Origin of the sequence: Flavobacterium sp. 11, assembly GCF_002754315.1 — a bacterium.
Taxonomy (GTDB): domain Bacteria; phylum Bacteroidota; class Bacteroidia; order Flavobacteriales; family Flavobacteriaceae; genus Flavobacterium; species Flavobacterium algoritolerans.
Genome location: NZ_PEFE01000001.1, coordinates 2,412,895 through 2,436,060, shown reverse-complemented (window position 1 = coordinate 2,436,060; position 23,166 = coordinate 2,412,895). Strand labels below are relative to the sequence as shown.

The following is a 23,166-nucleotide window of genomic DNA, read 5'->3' as shown; positions in this document are numbered from 1 at the left end:
GATGAAACTTAAAAATATTGCAGGACTACTTCTTTTTGGAGTATTCGCTTTTTCTTGTAAAGCACAAAAAAAAGCAATACTTTCAACAGAAACAGCATCACAAAAATCAATCCTTTTCGGCAAAGGAGAAAAAATTACCAATACTAATTTTACAGGTACAGCTTATTTACAAATGCTGATAGCTGCTGATAGTCTTAATCCAACCTCAGTAGGAAATGTGACCTTTGAACCTGGAGCAAGAACAAAATGGCATCTTCATCCTGGCGGACAAATTTTGCTGGTAATTGATGGAGTTGGATATTATCAGGAAAAAGGGCAACCTAAAAAAATACTTCGTAAAGGAGATGTAATCAAATGTCCACCTAATATTCAACATTGGCACGGTGCCAGTGTTGACACTTATTTTGTTCAAGTCGCAATAACAAATACTCAAAACGGCGTGCCTGTTTGGTTAGAGGCTGTAACTGATGAAGAGTACAAATAAATTTAAATAAATAGAAACAGAAAAGAAATTTTTTTTCGAAATATGCTTTTCAATGCTATATTACGCGCGGTTTCAGCCGACTGATAAGCTAAATAATAATCCCATAAACCTATAGTAAATAAATATTTTTACGCTTTATAAAACTAAATAGAACTGAAATTAAAAATAAAATTGCATTCTGAAACGCTTGTTCCAAAAAAAATTATATATTTGCACTTTAAATTAAAACTTAATGGCTCGCTGCGTAGAATTTAACGAAGTTGAAAAAATTGAAAAAGCAATGAATGTCTTTTGGGAAAAAGGATATAATGCTACTTCAATGCAAGACCTCGTGGATGCAATGCAGATCAATAGAAGTAGTTTATATAATACAATTGGTGACAAGCATCAATTATTTATGAAATGCATCAGCAATTATTTTGATACAGCAATGTGTGAAGTAAAGCAAAAAGTGGCCAAAGAAAAATCTGCAAAGCAAGCTCTTATCAACATTATTAATGATAAAGCATCCTGGATAGTAGATTGTGAAAAAGGTTGTCTTGGTATTAAAACTATTTTTGAATTAGCACCTGAAGACCTTGAAGTTCGCAACCTTATGAGTAAAAACAATGATATTTTTATTGATTTTTTAGCTGAAACGGTTCAAAAAGCGATGGACAATAAGGAAATGGATGATACTGAAGATGCTGATTTAATGGCTGAGTATATTATGACATCATTTACAGGTTGGAAACAATCTTACATTCTCCATAGAAATCCTATAAAAATTAAAAAAATGTCAGAATACCTGATTAAAAATATATTCAAATAATTTTTTTTTACACTAATTCTGAAACGTTTATTTCAGATAACATTATTTATTAAGCATACGCATTTTTTTAAACTACAGCATTGATTCTGAAACGATTGTTCCAGAATTATCGCTACACTAAAACCATAATCTTTAAATAAAAACAGCATGAATTCTGAAACGTTTATTCCAAAAACAATTGCAATACCTAAGACCCAATTAAATCCAATTTCAATCATGAAAAAAATTACATTATTAAGCATAATGGCTGTGTTTATAATCAGCTGTGCAGATAAATCACAAACGCCTGCTGCTGCAGCTCCTACTCTTCCTGTAATGAGTATTAGCTATCAGGCAGCCTCAACAGAAACCGAATATCCAGCTGCTCTACAAGGTGCTGTAGATGTAGAAATTCGCCCGCAAGTATCCGGAAACCTAGAAAGAATATATGTAGACGAAGGTACTTATGTTAACAAAGGTCAGACACTTTTTAAAATAAACGAACGCCCTTTTCGTGAGCAATTAAACAATGCTTTGGCTAATCTTCACGCGGCAGAAGCGGCTTATTTAAACGCTCAATTAGAAGTCGATAAATTGATGCCTTTGGTTCAGAACAAAGTAGTTTCGGACTATCAGTTGAAAACGGCTAAAGCTTCGCAAAAAATAGCAGCTGCCAATATCGAACAAGCAAAAGCAATGGTAGGTTCCGCTAGAATTAATTTAGGATATACAAATGTTACAGCTCCTGTTAGCGGTTATATTGGAAGATTGCCTAAAAAACAAGGAAGTTTAGTTGCCTCAACTGATGTTGAGCCGTTAACCAGCTTATCAGATGTGCATGAAGTGTATGCTTATTTCTCATTAGGTGAAACCGATTTTATCAAATTCAAATCGCTTTATACAGGAAATACCCTTGGCGATAAAATCAAAAAAATTCCTCCGGTTACTTTAATTCTTGCTGATAATTCGGATTACCCGCAATTAGGTAAAATCGATATGGTCGACGGACAATTTGATAAAAACACAGGGGCAATCACACTTAGAGCAACTTTTCCCAATGCAGGCGGAACGCTACGTTCAGGAAATACAGGGAAAATTCGTTTGGGAATCCAACACAATGATGCCATTTTGGTTCCACAATCGGCCACAGTAGAAATGCAGGATAAAATATTCGTTTTTACACTAAACAAAGCAAACAAGGTTAACAAAATGCCTATCACAATTATTGGTAAAAGTGGTACTGACTATCTTATCAAAGACGGTGTAAAATCTGGAGACCAAATTGTATTAAGCGGTATCGACAAACTTCAGGAAGGACAGGTAATTCAACCAGAAAAAACAACGGCTAAAGTTGCCCAAATAATTAACAAAAAATAATTTATATAAAAAATGTTCAAAATATTTATACAAAGACCCGTACTGGCAACTGTTATTTCCATTTTATTGGTGATATTAGGTATACTTGGTCTGACGAAGTTGCCTTTACAACAGTTTCCAGATATTGCACCACCATCGGTTTTAGTGACGGCAGTTTATCCTGGAGCTAATGCAGAAACAGTTTTGCGTTCTGTTGCCCCTTCTCTGGAAGAATCTATAAACGGTGTTGAAAACATGACGTACATGAGCTCAACAGCCAGTAATGATGGTACTCTTGCTATTACTGTTTTCTTTAAACTTGGTACTGATGCTGATCAGGCAGCTGTAAACGTTCAAAACAGGGTGGCACAAGCTACAAGTCAGTTGCCGGCAGAAGTTGTTCAGCAAGGTGTAACCACTGCAAAACAACAAAACAGTTTCATCATGGCGATTGGTATGTATACCGATGATGAGTCAAAATACGATCAGACTTTTGTTGCCAATTATGCTCAAATTAATATTATTCCTGAAATCAAACGTATTCCGGGTGTAGGATCTGCCAGTATTTTTGGTGGAGTCAAAGATTATTCGATGAGAGTTTGGTTAAATCCAACTCAAATGTCAACCTATCAGGTTACACCAAATGAAGTAATGGCAGCTATTCAGGACAAAAGTTTAGAAGCTGCTCCAGGTAAATTTGGTGAAAGAAGTAAAGAGGTTTTTGAATATGTAATTAAATATAAAGGGAAACTTACTAAACCAGAAGATTATCAAAATATTGCCATTCGTTCGAATGCAGATGGTTCTGTCCTGCGCTTAAAAGATGTTGCCAGAGTAGAACTTGGTTCCTATTCTTATAACAGCTTAACGCGTTTAAACGGAAAAAAGGGAATTGTAATTGGTGTTATTCAGTTGGCGGGTTCTAACTCAAATGACATTCAAGTTGCAATTAATAAGCTAATTGTGAAAGCCTCAAAAGATTTTCCTCCAGGCATAAAACACAATATTTTCTATAGCACAAAGGTTTCGTTAGATCAATCTATCGATCAGGTAAAACAAACTTTGATAGAAGCGTTTATATTAGTATTTATCGTTGTATTTATCTTCTTGCAGGATTTCAGATCGACTTTAATTCCGGCAATTGCAGTTCCTGTGGCCATTCTAGGTACGTTCTTCTTCATGCAGTTATTCGGATTTTCGATTAACTTATTGACATTATTCGCTTTAATCTTAGCGATTGGTATTGTCGTCGATGATGCGATTGTGGTGGTCGAAGCCGTGCATGCTAAAATGGAACATAAACATTTGTCTCCAAAAATTGCAACACATGAAGCTATGCACGAAATTACCGGTGCGATTATTTCGATTACATTGGTAATGGCGGCGGTATTCTTGCCGGTTGGTTTTATGGAAGGATCAACAGGGGTTTTCTATCGACAGTTTGCTTTTACGATGGCGATTGCAATTGTAATTTCGGCAGTAAACGCTTTAACGTTAAGTCCTGCTCTTGCGGCTTTATTCTTAAAAGATAATCATACAGGTGAAGAAGGAAATAAGCCATATGCTAAACAAGGTTTTAAAGAGAAATTTTTTATCGGATTCAACAATAGTTTCAACTCTCTTACCAACCGTTATGTTGGTGGATTGAAATTCTTGATTCGTAACAAATGGGTAAGCTTAGGCGGATTGGCTTTAATTACTTTTGCTACAATTGTTATGGTAAAAACGACTCCTTCAGGATTTATCCCAACAGAAGATCAAGGCTTTATTGCCATTGCGGTAAATACTCCTTCTGGAACCTCTTTAGACGGAACCCAAAAAGTAATGACTGAAGCTGAAAATATACTAAGCAAATTAGATGCATCAAGAGACGTTACTGCGATTTCAGGTTTCAACTTATTGACAAATTCTACAAGTCCATCTTCTGCAGTTGTTTTTGTATTGCTTAAACCAAATGACGAACGTGGCGATGTTAAAAATATTGATGAAATAATGAATCAGGTTCGTGGCAAATTAGGTGCGATTTCAGGAGGTAGTTTCTTCGTATTTAGTTTCCCAACCGTTCCGGGATTTAGTAACGTAGAAGCTTTAGACTTAGTGTTGCAGGATAAAACCGGTGGTAAACTGGATAAGTTTAGTGGTATCTCTCAAAACTTCATTGGAGAATTGATGAAACGCCCTGAAATTGCTGTAGCATTTACGAGTTTCAAAGCAGATTATCCTCAATTACAATTGGATATTAATGATGCAAAAGCAGATCAATTAGGTGTAAAAGTCAAAGATATTTTGCAAACGATGCAAGCGTATTTCGGTTCAGCACAAGCATCTGACTTTAACCGATTTGGTAAATATTACAGAGTGGTTGTTCAGGCTGATGTTGATGACAGAGCAGATCCTTCTGCCATAGACCGAGTTTTTGTGAAAAACAAAAATGGAGAAATGGTGCCAATAAATACTTTAGTAAAACTGACTCGTATTTATGGTTCTGAAACTGCCTCGAGATACAATTTATTCAACTCCATTTCGATTAATGCAATTCCGAAACCTGGATTTAGTTCCGGAGACGCCATAAAAGCCATTGAAGAAGTGGCAGCACAGCAATTGCCAGCAGGTTACAGCTATGAATTCTCAGGACAAACCCGTGAGGAAATTTCTTCCGGAGGTCAATCAGCAACTATTTTCTTACTGTGTCTGATATTCATTTATTTCCTACTTGCTGCACAGTACGAAAGTTACATTTTGCCATTGGCCGTAATCTTATCCATACCCGCAGGTATATTTGGAGTATTTGTAGCCATTGGATTAACAGGAATCGAAAACAACATTTATGTACAAGTTGCATTGGTAATGTTAATTGGGCTTCTCGCCAAAAATGCCATCTTGATTGTAGAGTTTGCCGTCCAAAAACGAAAATCCGGGCAGGCATTAGTCAAAGCGTCAATCGATGCAGCAAAACTACGTTTACGACCAATTATCATGACATCACTGGCTTTTGTTGTGGGATTAATCCCGATGATGAGTGCCAAAGGGCCATCTGCACAAGGTAATCACTCCATCAGTATTGGTGCCGCCGGAGGTATGATTTCAGGAGTAATTCTGGGGTTGTTAATCATCCCGGTTTTATTCATCGTATTCCAACATTTACAAGAAAAGGTTTCTGGGAAACCAGTAGCCGTAATTCATAACGAAGAAAAATAAAAATGGAAAATTATATAACGACAATTCTGGTGACCGTTCTCATTGGCATCGGATACATATCCTACAAAGTTTCGAAAGATCTCGAAACCAGAAAAGATACTTGTACAGAAATTTAATGACAACATATAAAATGAAAAAATATATAACCAAAATCGTGATGGTCGTTATTATGATCACCACAATAATATCCTGTAACGTTTCGAAGAATATAGAAACCCCAAAAGATGCATTTCCTGAGAATTTCAGGAATGTATCGGTTTCAACTGATACTACAAGTATTGGTGACTTGGAGTGGAAAAATTTCTTCACAGAAAAAGATATTATCCAATTGATTGACAGCGCTATTACCAGAAACAACAATTTGCAAATCGCGACTAAAAATATTGAAATTGCACAATTCAGGTTCACACAATCGAAATGGGGAAATGTCCCTCAGGCCAATTTATTTGTGAATGCAAGTACCAGCAATCCATCAGACAATAGTTTTACCGGAAAGAATTTAAGTCAGGCTTTAGGTCAAAACCATATCGATGATTATTCTGCGGGAATTTCTCTTTCATGGGAAGCAGACATCTGGGGTAAAATTCGCAATCAGAAAAAAGGCGCTTTTGCGGAATACCTTCAATCAGAAGAAGTAAAAAAAGCGTTGCAAACTACTATTGTAGCCAATGTTTCAAGCGGCTATTATAATCTTCTGATGTTGGATGCGCAACTGCAAATTGCCAGACAAAACCTGAAACTTAATGATAGTACAACCAAGATTATTAAATTAAAATATGACGCAGGTCAGGTAACTTCATTGGCGATTCAACAATCTGAGGCACAGAAATTAAACGCTGCGCAATTGATTCCTTTATTGGAACAAAATATTGCCATTCAGGAAAATGCGTTGAGTGTTTTGACAGGCTCATTTCCAAATTCAAAACAAAGAAGCATTCTTTTGAGTTCAATTGAAGTAAAAAATAATGCGTCTATTGGAATTCCGTCTTCACTAGTAAGCAGAAGACCTGATGTAAGAAGCGCGGAATTAGCCTTAAAAGTAGCTAATGCAAATGTTGGAATCACAAAAGCCGACTTGTATCCTTCTCTTAAAATTACAGCGCAAGGTGGTCTAAATTCATTCGAAACCAGCAATTGGTTCAATATTCCGGCTTCTTTGTTCGGAACTATTGCCGGAGGTTTAACGCAACCTTTACTGAACAATAAAAAAGTGAGAACACAGTACAATATTGCGGTCGCCGAAAGAGAAAAAGCTGTTTTGAGTTTCAGACAAGCTGTTTTAGTGGCTGTTAGTGAAGTCTCAAATGCTTTGGTAAAAGTCGAGAAATTAGCGTTGCAAGAAGCTTTTTTACAAGAACGCGTAAAAACGTTGCAACAAGCCACTAAAAATTCTAATTTATTATTCAAAAACGGAATGGCAGAATACCTTGAAGTACTTTCTGCTCAGGCTAATATATTGCAAAGTGAATTGGAATTGGCTAATATGAAGCGAGAACAATTAATCGCAAATATTGAATTGTACCGATCATTAGGCGGAGGTTGGAAATAAGAGTATTATAAAAACAGCATCATTTCTTATATTTGAAATGATGCTGTTTTAAAATAACACCATAAGATTCCAGATTACTATTTTGAGTACTCACTAATCAAAAATTTATTCCTTACTATTCAGGTGGATTGCGTTTTGACACTATTATTGGAAAACAGCATAACAACCTCATCTGAATATATTGATAAAATAAACAAATCATCAGTGTTTCCTATTATTGCTGCCTAAAAACGAAATCAATAAAAAAAGAGCCCTTAAAAAAACACATAACATTCCCTTAAATGAATTGTATTCTTTTTTTTCTATCCTTGTACCCTTTGAAAAACATAAAATACAACTAATTTAAAATTTGCAATGAATCGAATACTTGTTTATTTCTCCCTTTTTCTATGCTTTTTTACATCAATATCAAAAGGACAATCTCCTCCTGACGAATTAAAAATTGCTTTTCTGGCAGATGTTCATTTTCAGGATTTATATGGAACCTTACAAGACAGCGACTACAAAGGAATCATTAATCCTAAGAACGGAAAGCATACTTTATTAAGAACGATGGAATCGCAGTTACATTCTACACGGATTTTTAATGAAAACTATTTTGCTTTTCTCGCAGCTCTGGACGATATTGTACAACGTGGTATAAAAATCGTGGCTCTTCCCGGTGATTATAGTGATGACGGGCAACCGCTTCACATTCGGGGATTAAAGCAAATCCTTACTGATTATACTAAAAAACACGGTATCCAGTTCTTTATCACCACAGGAAATCACGATCCTGCCGGACCTTTTGCTCAGGAATCCGGTAAAAATGATTTTTTGGGCAGTGGAGGAAAACGCCAACCTATTTTCAGTAAAAAGGGATTATACCAACCCAAAAGCAACGATGAAAACACGATAGTAGTAACCCAAGATATTGCCAAAATGGGATATCTCGGTATTACCACAGAACTGAAAGATTTTGGTTTTTTTCCAAAAGAAAACAATGCATTCTGGTCCACTCCTTTCAGTTCGTATTCATTTGATACTTATAATTATACAACAGCAACAGAAGCCGCTTCATTAACTAATAGGATGTATTCCGTAGCACCAGGATATTCAGTGCCTGATGTGAGTTATGTGGTAGAACCCGTTCCCGGGCTTTGGTTACTTGCCATTGATGGAAATGTTTATATTCCAAAAAAAGAGGCTACTGAAAATTCAAAAGATTCTAAAGAATATTCTGATGCCAGTTTAGGTTACAATACTGTTCTTTCCCATAAAAAACACCTGATAAAGTGGGTTGGGAAAATAAGTGCTGAGGCAAAAAAAAGAGGTAAAACCCTAATCGCATTCAGCCACTTTCCAATGGTGGAATTTAATGATGATGCTTCCCCAGAAATTGAAAAATTAATGGGTAAAGGAAAATGGCAATTAGACCGTGTTCCCAAAGAAGAAGTGGCACAAACCTTTGCTGATGCCGGATTGAAAATCCATTTTGGAGGACACATGCACATCAATGATACTGGAGTTCGAAAAACCAATAACGGAAACACATTGGTAAACATTCAGACCCCATCACTGGCAGCATATATTCCTGCTTACAAACTTCTCACTATCAAAGAAAATGAGGTAATGGAAATAGAAACCATAGCAATCAATGAAGTTCCTCGATTTAATGAATTGTTTGATCTTTATAAAATGGAATATGATTTTTTGAAAAGTCAGAACACAGCAGACATTTGGAATACCGCAATTTTAGAAACAAAAAACTACCATGATTTTACCGATTTTCATTTGAAAGAATTAGTTCGGTTACGCTTTTTACCGGAAGACTGGCCTGAATTATTTAAGAATTTTATGTTGAATGTTTCCGGCGAAGACTTACTGATACTCGCTAATATGGAGTCTAAAGTTGATGATAATACCATCATAAATCACAAAAACGATTTTGAAAAAGAGTGGAAAAAGGCAGAAAAGAAAGTAAAGCAACAATTAAAAAAGAATCAGTTCAATCAAAGTGATTTTGATTGGTCTGGTTTGGAGCTTATCACCGACTTTTATCGCATTCGAAGTGCCGATGAACTGGCTATTGCCGACATTAGAAAAGAAAGAATAAAACAATATCAATTTATTATCGCTTCGTATCTTGACCATCAAAAGGAAAGAAATTTAAATCCCGAAAATCAAACAGCAAAAAATACAATTCTTCTTCTGACCATTCTGAATAAGTTCTTAAACGGAGCTCCGGCAGATCATTTTTTTATTGATTTAAAATCAGGTGCTATTCAAAATTAAAAGAAAATAGTTCTTCATAAAAAAAGAGGTCTCCTTAATAAGGAAACCTCTTTTTTTCTTTTAATTTAATTTTTATAGCAGTACTAAATCAATTATTTAAGCTGCAATACTTGCTTAATTTTATGAAAAACTTCATTGTTTTCATACACTCCCGAAAAAATATCTGATTGAGGTCCATAACTAAATATAGGTACCATAATTCCAGTATGATCGTAAGTTGTAAAATCGCCTTCAATCATTTTTTCTTTTACATTTCCTTGCGGTAGCGTAAACCCCGAAGTCTCATGATCTGCGGTAACAATGACCAAAGTGTTGCCCGTTTTATCTGCAAATTTAATCGCTTCGGTTATGGCTCTATCAAAATCAATTCCTTCCGAAACAATTCCGGGTACATTATTCGCATGACCGTAGGAATCAATCTGAGCACCTTCAACCATAAGGAAGAACGGTTTATTCTTGGCATTCAAAAATTCCAATCCATTTTTTGTGGCTTCCGCCAATAGATTGCCTCGTCCTTTTAAAACACTGGGAACCGTATTTTCAGAGAAAAAAAGACCCACTTGATCCTTATTGCTTTTGGCAACATCTGCAATGGAGTTCAAAATTGAAAAATCAGTTTTAGAAAAACCATCAGCAAAATTTCGGCTTCCGCCACCCATAAAAAGAGATAATTTACTATTCATAAGATCATTAGCGATTGCTGCAGTCAAATCTCGTTCTTTTTGATGCGCATAAAACGAAGCTGGTGTCGCTCCTGTAATGTGGTCTGTAGTGATGCAAGCCGTACTAAATCCCTTTTTGGTAAGAAGTTCCATAATGCTCTCAATAGGTTTCCCGAAAGAATCCACCCCAATAGCTCTGTTATATGTTTTTTGACCAGTGGCGAGAGCTGTTCCTCCCGCAGCTGAATCGGTAGTGAAATCATCTGAAGACTGCGTTTTTAAAAACCCAATAGCTTTTAATTGTGTCAGTGTCAGTTGACCGCCATTAGCCAAAACAGCACTGGAAATCTGAGCAAGTCCATTCCCGTCGCCTATAAGCAAAATAACATTTTGTATGGGACTGTTTTTCTTGTCAGACAAATAAGTTGGGGTGTAAACCGGCGAATCAATTGTATTGTAAAAAACTCTACTGTCTAATGTGTTCAAGTAGCGGGAACTCTCGTAAGGCATGTCGGTGTTTATAAAATCGACTCCAAGATCCTTGAAGGTTTTCCATGCGGTTTTAGAATCTGGACAACCCCAAAAACGGAATGGCTTTCCAAAACTGTGCGCCTTATTGATCGCTTCGGATACCTTTTTGTAATCTTCGGCAGTAAGTCGTCCTTTTCCGTTCCAAGATGAAAATTCACTGAAACTTTTACTGATTAGTGCCACCTTTTCCCATTGTTCTTTTTCGGGAATACCCGCTAAACTTTGATAATCAAATTGAATGTAATTTGGGTATTGCGTATATGTTTTTACTTCTGGTCGGTTTCCCGATATGACAATGGAGAAATTTTTATTGTTTATTACGTTCGGATAGTTTTCTAAAACAGCAATCAGTTTTTTTAGCGTTGCAACAGACTCCGTTTTAATATCAATTAGTAATTGTATGGATTGCTGATTGCCCAGTTGAAGCGCCATTACTTGTTGCAAAGGATCTAAGTACAGCTTTTCAAGAGTACGTTCTTTTTTGATGTCGCCCTCAGTGTGGCTTACATACAAGTTGTTATCCTTTAAAAAAATATCCGCTTCAATAGAATTTAAACCATTGGCGTAAGCACTCCAAAACGGAATATTTTGCTCATAATCATTATGAGAATGTATTTTATATTTTTGAACGTCTTGCGCCTGAATGAACTGCAAAGAAAATAACAAGACAAGAACTGAAATTTTAAATGATTGGGACATACTATAAATTGTAAAAAAAAGTAATGTTAATAAACGTATTTAATTATGTAGACCTTTCGGGTATCATAACAATACACCGAAAGGTCTTTAATAAAATTATATTTTAGGAAGTGAATTCATGTGATACTGTTTGGTTTTTTATTTTAAAACTGTACCAATAATCCTCTTTTTAATCCAATTAATATCCTGCGTTTTGAACCAAATACCCAGGCTTGTCTGAAGCTCCGTCAATAGCAGATTGTGGAATTGGAAAAAGACGTTTCTGAACATTACTGTCTGTTTTTTCAGTCCACGTTCCTTCGTATTTTCCAAAACGAATCATATCCGTACGTCTAAGCGTTTCCCAGTAAAATTCAAATCCACGTTCTCTATATAAAATATCAAGTGTCATAGATGTTAATGCTGGTGCAGCAATTCTAGCAGTTCTTGAAGCTCTTACTACATTCACATCTGCAAGTGCACCACCCATATCGTTTGATTTACGCAATTTTGCCTCGGCACGCATCATGTAAATATCAGCTAAACGCATGATAACAATATCCGCATCTCCTTTGTTTCTTCCGGTATCCGATTTTTTACTGAACTCATATTTCAAAACTCTATACCCAGTACTGTATCCACTTCCTGCAGCGGTAAAATCGATAAACTGCGTATGGTTTACTAACTTGGTTTTATCCGATCTTGTAATGTTGCGAAGCTTACTTATTTTATAACCAACACCATCCGCACAACGCGCAAATGGTTGTCCGTTTGCAGTGGTAATTAATCCGTATTGTTGTCCTCTTAATATACCTCGATTCACTTCAAAGTCTTTTGCAGCGATACAAGAATCAGCAGGTATTCTAAGATTCTCTTTAAAAAATCGAGGATCGGCAGTTGCAGGATCTTTAGCTCCATACGCCGAAACCCATGTCTGATAAAAATCAGGGGTAATCGCTGGACCGTCAGTTCCGTTTGCTCTAGGAAATGCAGGACTAGGGAACATATCACCAGACAAAGAGAAATAAGCCAAACGATTGTGTCCGTTCAATTCGGCACGTTGATCAACAGCAAAAATTAATTCTTTATTGGTATGATTTTCATCGTCAAAGATTTCAAAATATTCCGAAGAAAGATTGTACTGACCAGATGCTATAATTTTATCGGTATACGAAATAACCTTATCCATATCGTCTGATTTAAAATCAAAATTAGTGGCATACGGATCACGGTAAACCGCAGCATTCAAATACAAACGAGACAAAAGTCCCCATACGGCACCTTTAGTAATACGGCCAGGTCCAGCTGTTGTACTCACTTCATTCTCAATTGCTACTAATTCTTTTGCAATGTATTCTACCGCATCATTACCACGGACAATAGTGGAAACTTCCGCTGGATTTTCTTTTACAAAAATCAATCCGAATAAGTCCAAACTCAACATCGAATAGTAAGCTCTCAATCCACGGGCTTCCGCTAAATAGATTTTAGCTGTTGGATTTGTTTCTGCCAATGGAGCCAGCGCATTTATTGCCGTTACTGATCGGGAGATGCCTTGAGTAATAGATCCCCAAGTATCTTTTATACGAATATGAGAGCTAGAATAGGTATGACGGTGCATATCAATAAAGATTCCGTTGTCACCCCAATCTGTTCCGCCTCTATACGGTAAAATAGCTTCATCTGTTGATATTTCCTGAAGTGTAAAATAACTGGTATGCAAAAACAAGTTGGGTAAAACTGCATAAGCCGGAGAAATACTTCCATCTGCAATTGCATCCATTTTTGCTCCTCCAGTCAAGGATTCATCCAATACCTCTTCCTCTAGATCAGAACACCCAAATTGCATAAAAGTGGATAATACTGTAAGTGCTATTAAAAATTTATTTTTCATGTGAATTGTCTTTTATTAAAATGAAACATTGAATCCGAATAGAAATGTTCTTGCTTTTGGATAACTCAAATAATCAATACCATAAGAAGTAACACCATCTACTGATCTATCTGTATTAACCTCTGGATCGTACCCGTCATAATCCGTAATAACAAATAAATTTTGTCCTGTTAAAGAAAACCTCATCGAACTAACCCAGTCTTGAATACCTATCATTTTAGGATTTAAATTATATCCTAATGAAAGGTTGTTCAAGCGAAGAAAAGCACCATTTTTCAAGTATCGTGTTGAAATCGAGGCCGGATTAGTTATTGATTCTGATGGATATTGAGCTGCTGCAGCAGTTGTATTCAATGATTTTGCTAATCTAGCTTTGTAAAAATTTGAATTGGCAGTATTATCATAGATTTTATTCCCTGAAACCCCATTGAAATTAAAGTTCAAATCAAATCCTTTGTATGCGATGTTACCATAAAAACTGTATAATTTGTCTGGTAATGCACTACCGGCAACTACTCTGTCTGCATCAGTATCTAAACCATCACCGTTAACATCTCTAAACATGCTCATTCCTTGATCATTAACACCAACGAATTCTTTCATGTAAAAGGTACCAATAGGTTGTCCGTTCACATATCCATTAATAGTAGCTGACGAAAGACCTGAACCTGAAGCACTTCCTGTTGTTAAAACAGTAAAAGGAGAATTTTCGATTTTGTTGTCTATGAACGATACATTACCGCCTAAACCAAATGAAACACCATTTTCATTTTTGTATTCGTAAGCAAGCGCTAATTCTAAACCTTTATTAGTGATGGTCATATCCTTCACATTGGTCCAATACGTTGAAGCGGCTTGAATAGGATCTGACGGTACCACTTCAAGTAAAATATTATCAGAAACTTTGTTAAAATAATCTACCGTTCCCGATAAAGCGCCATTAAACAATCCGAAATCTAAACCAACATTGGTCTGTGTAGATACTTCCCACTGGATATCTGGATTAGCTAGACGCGCATAAGTAGTTCCTCCAGAAAAAATATCTGTTGGATAAAGCGGATAACTGGTACTTCCTGTCACTGATGTTGTAGACGAAGCTTGTGTAATTTTGGATGGAATTTCCTGATTTCCTGTTCGTCCCCAACCAGCTCTAAGTTTTAGGTTGCTAAATGGTAATGATTTCATAAATTCTTCTTCTGAAATTCTCCAACCGGCAGCAAATGAAGGAAAGTTTCCGTACTTATTGTTGCTTCCAAATTTTGAAGAACCATCTCTACGGAACGTAGCAGTCAATAAGTAGCGGTCTTTAAGGCTATACCCTACTCTTCCAAAAAAGGATTGCAGTTCATTTTTAATAGCAGATCCTGATGGTAAATTATCTATTAAATCCAATTCTTGTCCCAAACCAGGATTGTATTTTGGGTCGATACCATTATCTTTAAATTTATCAATACTCCAATGTCTGTATTGCACAAATGTCTTTTGGTACGAATGACCTGCCAAAAGAGAAAAATTATGCTCTTTTAAATCAAAGTTGTAAGTGATATAGTTTTCAATCAGATTGTTTTTATTACTGATATAATACGAATCCAGTCTTCCATCTTGTTGCGGTAATGTACTTGGACGATTTTGTATGTCTCGGTCAGAATTAGAGTTATCAACACCTAAATTTAACTTATAATCCAATCCTTTGATAATTTCAAATGAAGGAGAAATATTAGCAATAATTCGGTTTGTATTGGTCAAATCTTCATACAAATCAAGACGTATCAACGGATTAAAAACATCTGCAAATATGGAAGGAGCACCATTTTCATCATATGCAGGATACGTTGGATTCAAACTCAATGCAGTACCTATCAAACTTTCTATAGCCGGCCTCTCACTTTTAGTATTGGTAGCATTCAAGTTCAAATCAATCTTAAGCCTGTTGTTTAACAGTTTTTGGGTTAGATTAATTCTACCGGAAATCTTTTTCAGTTCGCTATTTTTTAAAATACCTTGTTGATCTTGGTGACCAATAGAAGCAAAATACGTTAGATTATCAGCACCACCACTTAAATTTAAGTTATGGTTTTGAGAGAATGCTGTTCTTGTTATTTCTTTTTGCCAATTAGTAGATCCACCCAAATCAATTAGCTGCCCACCGATTTCAACTACTTTTGCTCTAAAAGCATCTGCACTATAAACAGGGATTTCTTTGGCCATATTTGAGGTTCCAAGACTTGTTGAATACGTTACTTTAGATTGTCCTTTTTTACCTCTTTTTGTGGTAATCAAGATAACTCCATTAGCTCCTCTTGAACCATAAATAGCTGTAGCAGAAGCATCTTTCAACACGTCGATAGATTCTATATCGTCAGCATTAATAAAACTAAGCGGATTTGTTGCTCCGCCTGTACTTGAATTATCAAGAGCAAATCCATCAATAACAAATAAAGGCGTACTTCCAGTACGAACTCCACCTTGACCACGTATGCTTATGGCTTGGTTACTACCTGGTTCTCCACTTGCAGAAGTGATGTTTACCCCAGAAACCTTACCTTGTATTAATTGCTCCGGTGAAGTAACTATACCTCGGTTAAACGCATCACTTTTAACTGAAGTTACTGCACCTGTAACATCTCTTTTTCGTTTTGAACCATATCCCACTACTACCAAATCTTCAAGTTGCATGGCGCTTGCTTGCAATTTTATATCTAATTTGTTGTAGTTTTTAATCGTTACTTCTTGTGTTTCTAATCCTATATAAGAAAACTCTATAACATCACCAACAGATGCTTTAATACTAAAACGACCATCAAGATCTGTAACTATTCCTTTTTTATTTCCCTTTACTAACACATTAACTCCTGGTAACGGAAAATTGGCATCATCTAATACTACTCCTGTCACTTCTGTTTGAGCCCAAGCAGCAACAGAGAAAACGGTTAAAAAGAATAGCATCAAAAATCTAATTTTTTTCATCTTTTATCAATTTATTTATAATGGACAAATAGAATCGATATTTGCTAAACTTATGTTAATTGCGAAATAACAAAAAGTAAATTTTTCAAAAACAAAAAAGTGTATGACAGTAAAAAAAAGAAAAAATAAAAGAGGCAAAATCACAACTAAACCAGATAGAAATTAAGTATTTAAAAAGCATACTAACCGTGATTTTTTTATGATATAAAGTAGTTGCTACCGCTATTCCCGATTACGAACTCAACGAACGTAAAATCAAATTACATTCACCAATAAACAACTGAAATAAAGGATGTTTGTCATGAATTTCGTTATCATTTTTTAGGTATTGAAGAAGTCTTCAAAAGCTGCTTTTATTCTATTATTTGCATCTAAAAAAAATGTTCAAACAAAGTACGTCACTAATAATTCTTAGGCACAATTTGCTAAAATCAAATTTAAAACAACAGTAAGACCAAACCTTTTTTAAATAACAGATAGTTAACATTTGTATAATATACCATCCATTTTTGAAGGAAAAAATTGTTATAGTTCATAAAATAAAGCATAAATTAGCGCATACTAAGAACGTTTTTTTTAAGCATACTCACCACACTATCAGATTTTTATAAAAATTAAAATCTAATACACATCATTTAATCATTTTTTAAACAATTCTTACATGAATCTAGTAAAAAGCCTTTTTAGAAAAACGACAGTAATCCTGTTCGTTTTATGCAGTACTTTTCTATTGGCCCAAAAACCAGCCAACAATGCTATATTCAATAAATTTCTGGATGATTATTACGAAGAAGGATTACTATTTGACCCTATTTCTGCCACGTCTAGAGGCGACAACAGATACAACGATTTATTACCAAACGATATCGCAGAACCGTATCTGAAAAAGAAACACGACTTCACCATAAAATATCAAAAACGGTTAGAAACTTTTGATAGAAAAAGCCTCAATTCCTTTGATAAAATTGCTTTCGATATCGCGAGCCTTCAATTAAAACAAGCCCTGGAAAGAGAAAAATTTCATTTTGAATACATGCCCTTTAGCCATTATAGGTCACTACCAAATTCATTACCATCTCTTGGTTCAGGAAAAAGTGCTCAACCTTTTAAAACAGTAAAAGATTACGAAAACTGGATTAAACGAATAGAAAGTTTTACAATATGGGCTGATACTGCTATAGCCAATTTTGACAAAGGTGTTGCAATAGGAATGGTACTTCCCAAAGCATTAGTTGTTAAAATGATTCCACAACTGGAAGCGCAAACTGCAACAGATACCCTAAAGAATATTTTTTATGAACCAGTCCTAAATATACCAACCTCCTTTTCTGCAAAAGAAAAAAAAGCGATACAACTGGCCTATCAAAATGCTATCACCACTAAAATAATCCCTACTTACCGAAAACTGGCTGATTATTTAAAAAATGTTTATTTGCTAAAAGCCAGAACTACAGCAGGCTATAATGATTTACCCAATGGGAAAGCAATGTATGAATATTTAGTTAGCGTAGGTACCACTACTAATAAAACACCGGATGAAATTTACCAAACGGGACTTCGAGAAGTGGAACGAATTACCAAAGAAATTGATGACCTCCAGATAAAAATTGGCTTTCAGGGAGACAGAACCGCATTTTTCAATCATGCCTTAACCGATCCTTCCTTTTTTCCTTTTACCACTGACGAACAAATATTAGAAAGTTACAGGGCCATCTTGCCAATAATAGAACCCAACCTGAAAAAATTATTCAATATTGTACCCAAAACAGCATTCGAGGTAAGAGCAATTGAAAAGTTTAAAGCGGCTACTTCTGCAGCCAATTATGAAAGAGGTACAACGGACGGCAGCAGACCCGGTTATTTTAATGTTCCCATCGTTGATGCTACAAAATTCAATAAATTAGGTATGGACAATCTTTTTATGCATGAAGCCATTCCTGGACACCATTTTCAATTGTCCCTCCAACAAGAGAATCAATCGATGCCTAAAATTAGAAAATTTGCTGGCTATTCCGTTTTTTCTGAAGGATGGGCTTTATATACGGAATCATTGGGTGAAGAATTAGGATTATACACTGATCCTTATCAAAAATTGGCAGCATACAAATCAGAACTATTTAGAGCGATACGATTAGTAACAGACGTTGGATTGCATACCGGAATCATGACAAGGGAAGAATCAATCCAATACATGATGGAAAAAGGAGGAAGAGAGAAAAATGCTTCTGTTTCTGAAACAGAAAGATATATGGCACAACCGGGACAGGCACTTTCCTATAAAACAGGAGAATTGAAAATAACGGAATTGAAAAACAAATATATTAAAAGCTTGGGTCCAAAGTTTGAAATCAAAAAATTTCATGATGCCATTTTACAGGTTGGTTCAGTACCTTTAAGCGTGTTTGAAACGTATATGGATAATTGGGCAAATGAACAAATTAAATAATAACTTGTCCATTTACCTATAAATACTGTTGAGTAGAAATTATACAGATAACCGATTTTTATTTTATATTTTTACTAAATAGTTAACCTATCAAACCATTATATAAAACACATTAGGCTCAATTGGGGTTAAATGAAAATAAACCAATACTTATAAAATCCTATCTATGAGAAAATTTTCAATCGTACTATTTTTTTTAATACAATTACAATCTTCAATCGCTCAAAATGGAACAGAAGCTGTTGCCATTACTGATATGTTAAAAATTAAAACTGTTGGTAACATAACGCTTACAAAAGATGGAAAACGAGCTGCTTTTACGGTGACTTCTATTGAAGCCGATGAAAATAATAAATTAGATTACAAATACCGCACACAGATTTTCACTACCAATACTTTAAACAATTCCGTACCTGTACAACTGACCACAAATAAAGATGGAGCGACAAGACCGGCATGGAGCCCAGACGGTAAACAGATTGCTTTTACCCGTTCTGTAGAGGACAAAACACAAATTTTTATATTATCTATGGAAGGTGGTGAACCCATGCAATTGACAAAACATAAATACGGCGCATCCAATCCAAAGTGGTCACCAGACGGTAAAAGAATACTTTTTTCATCAAGCATCCCGTTACGAGAGTTACTTCAGGATTCTATTTTAAACAAATCGAATGCAATTCCTACTTGGAAAATGGAAAAGCCCGGTTTTGACAAAAATGAACATTTACTAACGAACAAAGAGAAACCGAATCCTAACGGAAGTTTATCTGAAATAAGAGCTTATTTAGATAAAAACGCAGTAGACAAAAAAGCAATTGTCTTGAATAAATTAAACTTCCAAAGTGAATCGAATGTCTCTTCAGAAATGAATTTCAATCACTTTTTTGAAATAAATGTCTCCAAAGATGCTGAACCGCGTTTGCTCACTAAAGGATTTTATAGTTTTAACAATGCAGACTACACGCCAAACGGAAAACAAATAATTGTATCAGGAGATGTAGACACTGAAGAAAATCAAGACCGATCATTAGAAGGTGAGATTTTTATAATGGATACCAATGGCGAGAATTTTAAAATGCTATTAGGGGAAAACGGAAAAAGATACAATGGCGCCACAATATCGTCTTCAGGGAAATGGCTCGCATTCTTGTCCGGCAACACATCTTTTATTAGTGTTCCTTCAGTATCAATAATGCCATTGAACGGCACGGAGAAAGATATTGTAACAATCCCTTTTGATCGTAATAAAACAAATTTTATCTGGAGTAAAGATGATAAATACCTGTACTTTACCTCTCAAATGAACGGTGGCAATGTTTTGCACAGAATTAACAGATTAACAAAAAAAATAGAGGCTTTGTCAAGCGTTGATACTGGTATTTCAAGTTTCGACATTGTAAACAATACGATTGTATTTTCAAAAACTCAAGTATCAAATCCTTCCGAATTATATTTTGCTGATGCTAATCTAAAAAATGAAAAAAAAGTAAGTAATTTTAATGATTGGGTTATCAATAAAAAACTATCCTTTCCAGAAAAGAAAACATTCATCAACGATTTAGGAATGACTGTAGAATATTGGATCATGAAACCCTCCAACTACACGCAAGGAGAAAAATATCCATTATTGCTAGAAATTCATGGGGGTCCATCAGCAATGTGGGGTCCCGGCGAAGAAAGTATGTGGCATGAGTACCAATATTTTTGCAGTAAAGGATATGGCGTTGTTTATAGTAATCCAAGAGGTTCTGGCGGATATGGATTAGATTTTTTAAGAGGTAATATCAACGATTGGGGCAAAGGTCCGGCTAGTGATGTACTGACAGCACTAGATAAAACCGTTGAAGAAGGCTGGGCAGACAAATCCAAGTTACTCATTACGGGAGGTTCGTATGCAGGTTACCTGACAGCTTGGATCATAAGTCATGATAACCGTTTTAAAGCGGCTTGCGCCCAACGCGGTGTCTATGATCTTACAACCTTTTTTGGAGAAGGAAATGCATGGAGATTAGTTCCAAATTATTTTGGTGGGTATCCTTGGGAACCAAAGGTGAAGGAAATTCTAACTCGTGAATCACCAATAAGCTATGTTCAAAATATCACAACACCTTTCATTATTTTTCATGGTGGCAACGACCGTCGCACCGGTTTTATTCAGGCAGAAATGATGTTTCGCAGTTTAAAAGTATTGAATCGTCCAGTAGAATTTGTAGTACATCCCGGTGCAACTCATGAAATTACCAGAAATGGTGACAACCGTCAACGAATGGATCAAATGCTGCGAACGTATGAGTTTTTTGAAAGATCGATTGAAAAAAAATAAAGCAACTAATGTGTATCTATTACAGTATTAGGATTTAAATCCTAAAAATATAAAGCCCTGTACATTGTAAAATGACAGGGCTTTTTTGTAAAAATCAAGTCTTATTTTTTATTATTAGCCGCTGCCAAAACATATATAATTTTGGAATTTTCATAATTAAAAAACCTGATGCCTTCAAAATAAGCTGTTTTGACTATCTTTAAAAAACTTTAAAATAAAATCATGGAAACACAATCCTATAAAAATCATATTCGGTATTACCCACCCCATCATTTTGTTTATTATCCTATAATAATGACATTTCTAGCATTCAGCATATATTTTAGTTGCACCACCGAAGATTCATTAATTTGGTCATTTATAAGTGGAATTTTCGTTGTTCTGTTTTGTCTGGCTTTCATGCTACGCCAACATTATGCCTTGACTTTGCAAAACCGAATCGTGCGTCTGGAACTTCGATACCGCTATTTTTCAATTACAGGAAAAAGATTGGAGGATTTTGAGCATCGATTAAATGACGACCAATTATTTGCGTTACGTTTTGCCTCAGACGATGAATTTCCTGAGCTTACGCAAAAAGCGATGAATGAAAATCTTTCGAAAAAGGAAATTAAAAAAGTGATTCAGCACTGGAAAGGCGACTACGAAAGAGTTTAAATACAAAAAATAATACTCCAATTTATCCAATATAACGATTCAGAATTTTGTTTCTTTGTTCCGAAAAACAGCACTAAAAGCTGAATTTAAAACCCATAAATGGCAGAATATTTTCTAGATATTGAGTATAATGATATCACGTACCAAGAGGAAGAAGTCAATTTCAAGGAATTTGAGTGCTGTACGTTTACCAATTGTAATTTCTCTCAATGTGCTTTTGTAGCGGTTACTTTCATTGATTGCATCTTCAATGATTGTACTTTCAGTAACGCCAAAATAAATTATGTAGCCTTTAGAACTGTGACTTTCAATCGATGTGAAATCAAAGATGTCAATTTTGCTATGTGCGATAAATTAATTTTCGAAATTACTTTTAATAATTGTATTTTGGATTTCTCCAAATTTTACACTCTAAAGATCAAAGGGACTTCATTTACCAATTGTAGTATTATTGCAGTTGATTTTATGAGCACTGATTTAACCGAAGTTATTTTTGACAATTGCGATTTATATCGTTCAGAATTTGCGAAAGCAATTGCTAACAAGGCTGATTTCAAAACAAGCTATAACTATACGATTGATCCAAAAACAACAAAGTTAAAAAAAGCAGTCTTTGCTTTAGAAGGATTAAAAGGATTGCTTTACAAACATGAAATTATAGTGCAATAATATTACGAAATTATTTTCCCATCTTCCATAGTAATAATTCTATTCGTTTTTTGAGCAAAATCAGTATCGTGGGTAACTACCAACAAAGTCTGATTTTTCTCCTGAGTCAATTTATTAAAAATATCAAAAACCAAGTCACTGTTTTTCTTGTCTAAATTCCCTGTAGGCTCATCCCCCATTATAATCAATGGATCGTTTATCAAAGCACGCGCAATTGCCACGCGCTGTTTTTGCCCACCGCTCAATTGATTTGGCATTTTCAGTGCCTGATCTTCCATATCGAGTGTTTTCAAATGTTCCATGGCGCGATGCTCTAATTCTTTATCCGAATATTTAGCTAATTTCATCCCCGGAAGCATCACATTTTTCAGCACATTATATTCTGCGAGTAAGTAATGAAACTGAAACACAAAACCTATTTTTTCATTTCTGATTAATGCTAATTCTTTATCGGTTTTCCCCGTAACAAGTTCGTTATGTATCAATATCTCTCCGTCATAATTCGTATCCATCGTAGAAAGTAAATACAACAACGTCGATTTTCCACAGCCTGATTTGCCCACTATCGAAACAAATTCACCATGATTAACACGCATGCTAATTTCCTTTAAAACTTGAAATTTTACAGGGTCGTAAAAATATTTACTTAGTCCAATTGTCTCTAAAACAGTATTGTTTTCCATCG

At 35.3% G+C, this 23,166-nt stretch carries 14 protein-coding genes; 10 read left to right on the top strand and 4 right to left on the bottom strand.

What is annotated here, in order from left to right; all coding sequences use genetic code 11:
- Nucleotide 1: 1 nt before the first annotated feature.
- From CLV00_RS10535 to CLV00_RS10510, 6 genes are all read left to right on the top strand, one after another.
- Nucleotides 2–484, top strand: coding sequence for a cupin domain-containing protein (locus CLV00_RS10535; RefSeq protein ID WP_099715165.1), 483 nt, complete (start codon nt 2–4; stop codon nt 482–484).
- A gap of 232 nt (nt 485–716) precedes the next feature.
- Nucleotides 717–1,295: a TetR/AcrR family transcriptional regulator gene (locus tag CLV00_RS10530; RefSeq protein ID WP_099715164.1), complete on the top strand. Its 579-nt coding sequence runs from the start codon at nt 717–719 to the stop codon at nt 1,293–1,295.
- A 216-nt stretch (nt 1,296–1,511) separates the two neighbouring features.
- Nucleotides 1,512–2,651, top strand: a complete 1,140-nt coding sequence (locus CLV00_RS10525) for an efflux RND transporter periplasmic adaptor subunit (RefSeq protein WP_099716310.1) — start codon at nt 1,512–1,514, stop codon at nt 2,649–2,651.
- A 12-nt stretch (nt 2,652–2,663) separates the two neighbouring features.
- Nucleotides 2,664–5,828, top strand: a complete 3,165-nt coding sequence (locus tag CLV00_RS10520) for an efflux RND transporter permease subunit (RefSeq protein WP_099715163.1) — start codon at nt 2,664–2,666, stop codon at nt 5,826–5,828.
- Between the two features lie 130 nt (nt 5,829–5,958).
- Complete coding sequence (locus CLV00_RS10515; protein ID WP_099715162.1) at nt 5,959–7,377, top strand: TolC family protein; 1,419 nt, start codon at nt 5,959–5,961, stop codon at nt 7,375–7,377.
- A 354-nt stretch (nt 7,378–7,731) separates the two neighbouring features.
- The gene (locus CLV00_RS10510; RefSeq protein ID WP_099715161.1) at nt 7,732–9,651 is read left to right on the top strand and encodes a metallophosphoesterase; all 1,920 of its coding nucleotides are present in this window, start codon (nt 7,732–7,734) and stop codon (nt 9,649–9,651) included.
- Nucleotides 9,652–9,743: 92 nt separating this feature from the next.
- Here the strand turns inward: CLV00_RS10510 and CLV00_RS10505 are convergent, their stop codons facing one another.
- The 3 genes from CLV00_RS10505 to CLV00_RS10495 all read right to left on the bottom strand — a co-directional run bounded on the left by CLV00_RS10505 (nt 9,744) and on the right by CLV00_RS10495 (nt 16,383).
- Entirely contained in the window at nt 9,744–11,543 is a 1,800-nt protein-coding gene (locus tag CLV00_RS10505) for an alkaline phosphatase (protein ID WP_099715160.1), read from the bottom strand.
- Between the two features lie 178 nt (nt 11,544–11,721).
- A complete protein-coding gene (locus CLV00_RS10500) occupies nt 11,722–13,416 on the bottom strand; it encodes a RagB/SusD family nutrient uptake outer membrane protein (RefSeq protein WP_099715159.1) in 1,695 nt (564 codons plus the stop codon).
- Nucleotides 13,417–13,431: 15 nt separating this feature from the next.
- The gene (locus tag CLV00_RS10495) at nt 13,432–16,383 is read right to left on the bottom strand and encodes a TonB-dependent receptor (RefSeq protein ID WP_099715158.1); all 2,952 of its coding nucleotides are present in this window, start codon (nt 16,381–16,383) and stop codon (nt 13,432–13,434) included.
- Between the two features lie 661 nt (nt 16,384–17,044).
- On the opposite strand from CLV00_RS10495, the gene CLV00_RS10490 reads away from it, so the two are divergent.
- The 4 genes from CLV00_RS10490 to CLV00_RS10475 all read left to right on the top strand — a co-directional run bounded on the left by CLV00_RS10490 (nt 17,045) and on the right by CLV00_RS10475 (nt 22,481).
- A complete protein-coding gene (locus CLV00_RS10490) occupies nt 17,045–18,829 on the top strand; it encodes a DUF885 family protein (protein WP_099715157.1) in 1,785 nt (594 codons plus the stop codon).
- A gap of 166 nt (nt 18,830–18,995) precedes the next feature.
- The gene (locus tag CLV00_RS10485; protein WP_099715156.1) at nt 18,996–21,155 is read left to right on the top strand and encodes a S9 family peptidase; all 2,160 of its coding nucleotides are present in this window, start codon (nt 18,996–18,998) and stop codon (nt 21,153–21,155) included.
- Between the two features lie 222 nt (nt 21,156–21,377).
- Nucleotides 21,378–21,812 (top strand): DUF6526 family protein, encoded by a 435-nt coding sequence (locus CLV00_RS10480; protein WP_099715155.1) that lies wholly within the window; start codon nt 21,378–21,380, stop codon nt 21,810–21,812.
- Nucleotides 21,813–21,911: 99 nt separating this feature from the next.
- Nucleotides 21,912–22,481 carry a pentapeptide repeat-containing protein gene (locus tag CLV00_RS10475; protein ID WP_099715154.1) on the top strand — a complete coding sequence of 190 codons (570 nt, stop codon included), beginning with the start codon at nt 21,912–21,914 and terminating at the stop codon, nt 22,479–22,481.
- Nucleotides 22,482–22,483: 2 nt separating this feature from the next.
- Here the strand turns inward: CLV00_RS10475 and CLV00_RS10470 are convergent, their stop codons facing one another.
- Nucleotides 22,484–23,164: an ABC transporter ATP-binding protein gene (locus tag CLV00_RS10470; RefSeq protein ID WP_099715153.1), complete on the bottom strand. Its 681-nt coding sequence runs from the start codon at nt 23,162–23,164 to the stop codon at nt 22,484–22,486.
- Nucleotides 23,165–23,166 lie beyond the last annotated feature (2 nt).

Coding starts and splice junctions, on each gene's coding strand:
- CLV00_RS10535 (WP_099715165.1), top strand. CDS start 2: ATGAAACTTAAAAATATTGCAGGACTACTTCTTTTTGGAGTATTCGCT.
- CLV00_RS10530 (WP_099715164.1), top strand. CDS start 717: ATGGCTCGCTGCGTAGAATTTAACGAAGTTGAAAAAATTGAAAAAGCA.
- CLV00_RS10525 (WP_099716310.1), top strand. CDS start 1,512: ATGAAAAAAATTACATTATTAAGCATAATGGCTGTGTTTATAATCAGC.
- CLV00_RS10520 (WP_099715163.1), top strand. CDS start 2,664: ATGTTCAAAATATTTATACAAAGACCCGTACTGGCAACTGTTATTTCC.
- CLV00_RS10515 (WP_099715162.1), top strand. CDS start 5,959: ATGAAAAAATATATAACCAAAATCGTGATGGTCGTTATTATGATCACC.
- CLV00_RS10510 (WP_099715161.1), top strand. CDS start 7,732: ATGAATCGAATACTTGTTTATTTCTCCCTTTTTCTATGCTTTTTTACA.
- CLV00_RS10505 (WP_099715160.1), bottom strand. CDS start 11,543: ATGTCCCAATCATTTAAAATTTCAGTTCTTGTCTTGTTATTTTCTTTG.
- CLV00_RS10500 (WP_099715159.1), bottom strand. CDS start 13,416: ATGAAAAATAAATTTTTAATAGCACTTACAGTATTATCCACTTTTATG.
- CLV00_RS10495 (WP_099715158.1), bottom strand. CDS start 16,383: ATGAAAAAAATTAGATTTTTGATGCTATTCTTTTTAACCGTTTTCTCT.
- CLV00_RS10490 (WP_099715157.1), top strand. CDS start 17,045: ATGAATCTAGTAAAAAGCCTTTTTAGAAAAACGACAGTAATCCTGTTC.
- CLV00_RS10485 (WP_099715156.1), top strand. CDS start 18,996: ATGAGAAAATTTTCAATCGTACTATTTTTTTTAATACAATTACAATCT.
- CLV00_RS10480 (WP_099715155.1), top strand. CDS start 21,378: ATGGAAACACAATCCTATAAAAATCATATTCGGTATTACCCACCCCAT.
- CLV00_RS10475 (WP_099715154.1), top strand. CDS start 21,912: ATGGCAGAATATTTTCTAGATATTGAGTATAATGATATCACGTACCAA.
- CLV00_RS10470 (WP_099715153.1), bottom strand. CDS start 23,164: ATGGAAAACAATACTGTTTTAGAGACAATTGGACTAAGTAAATATTTT.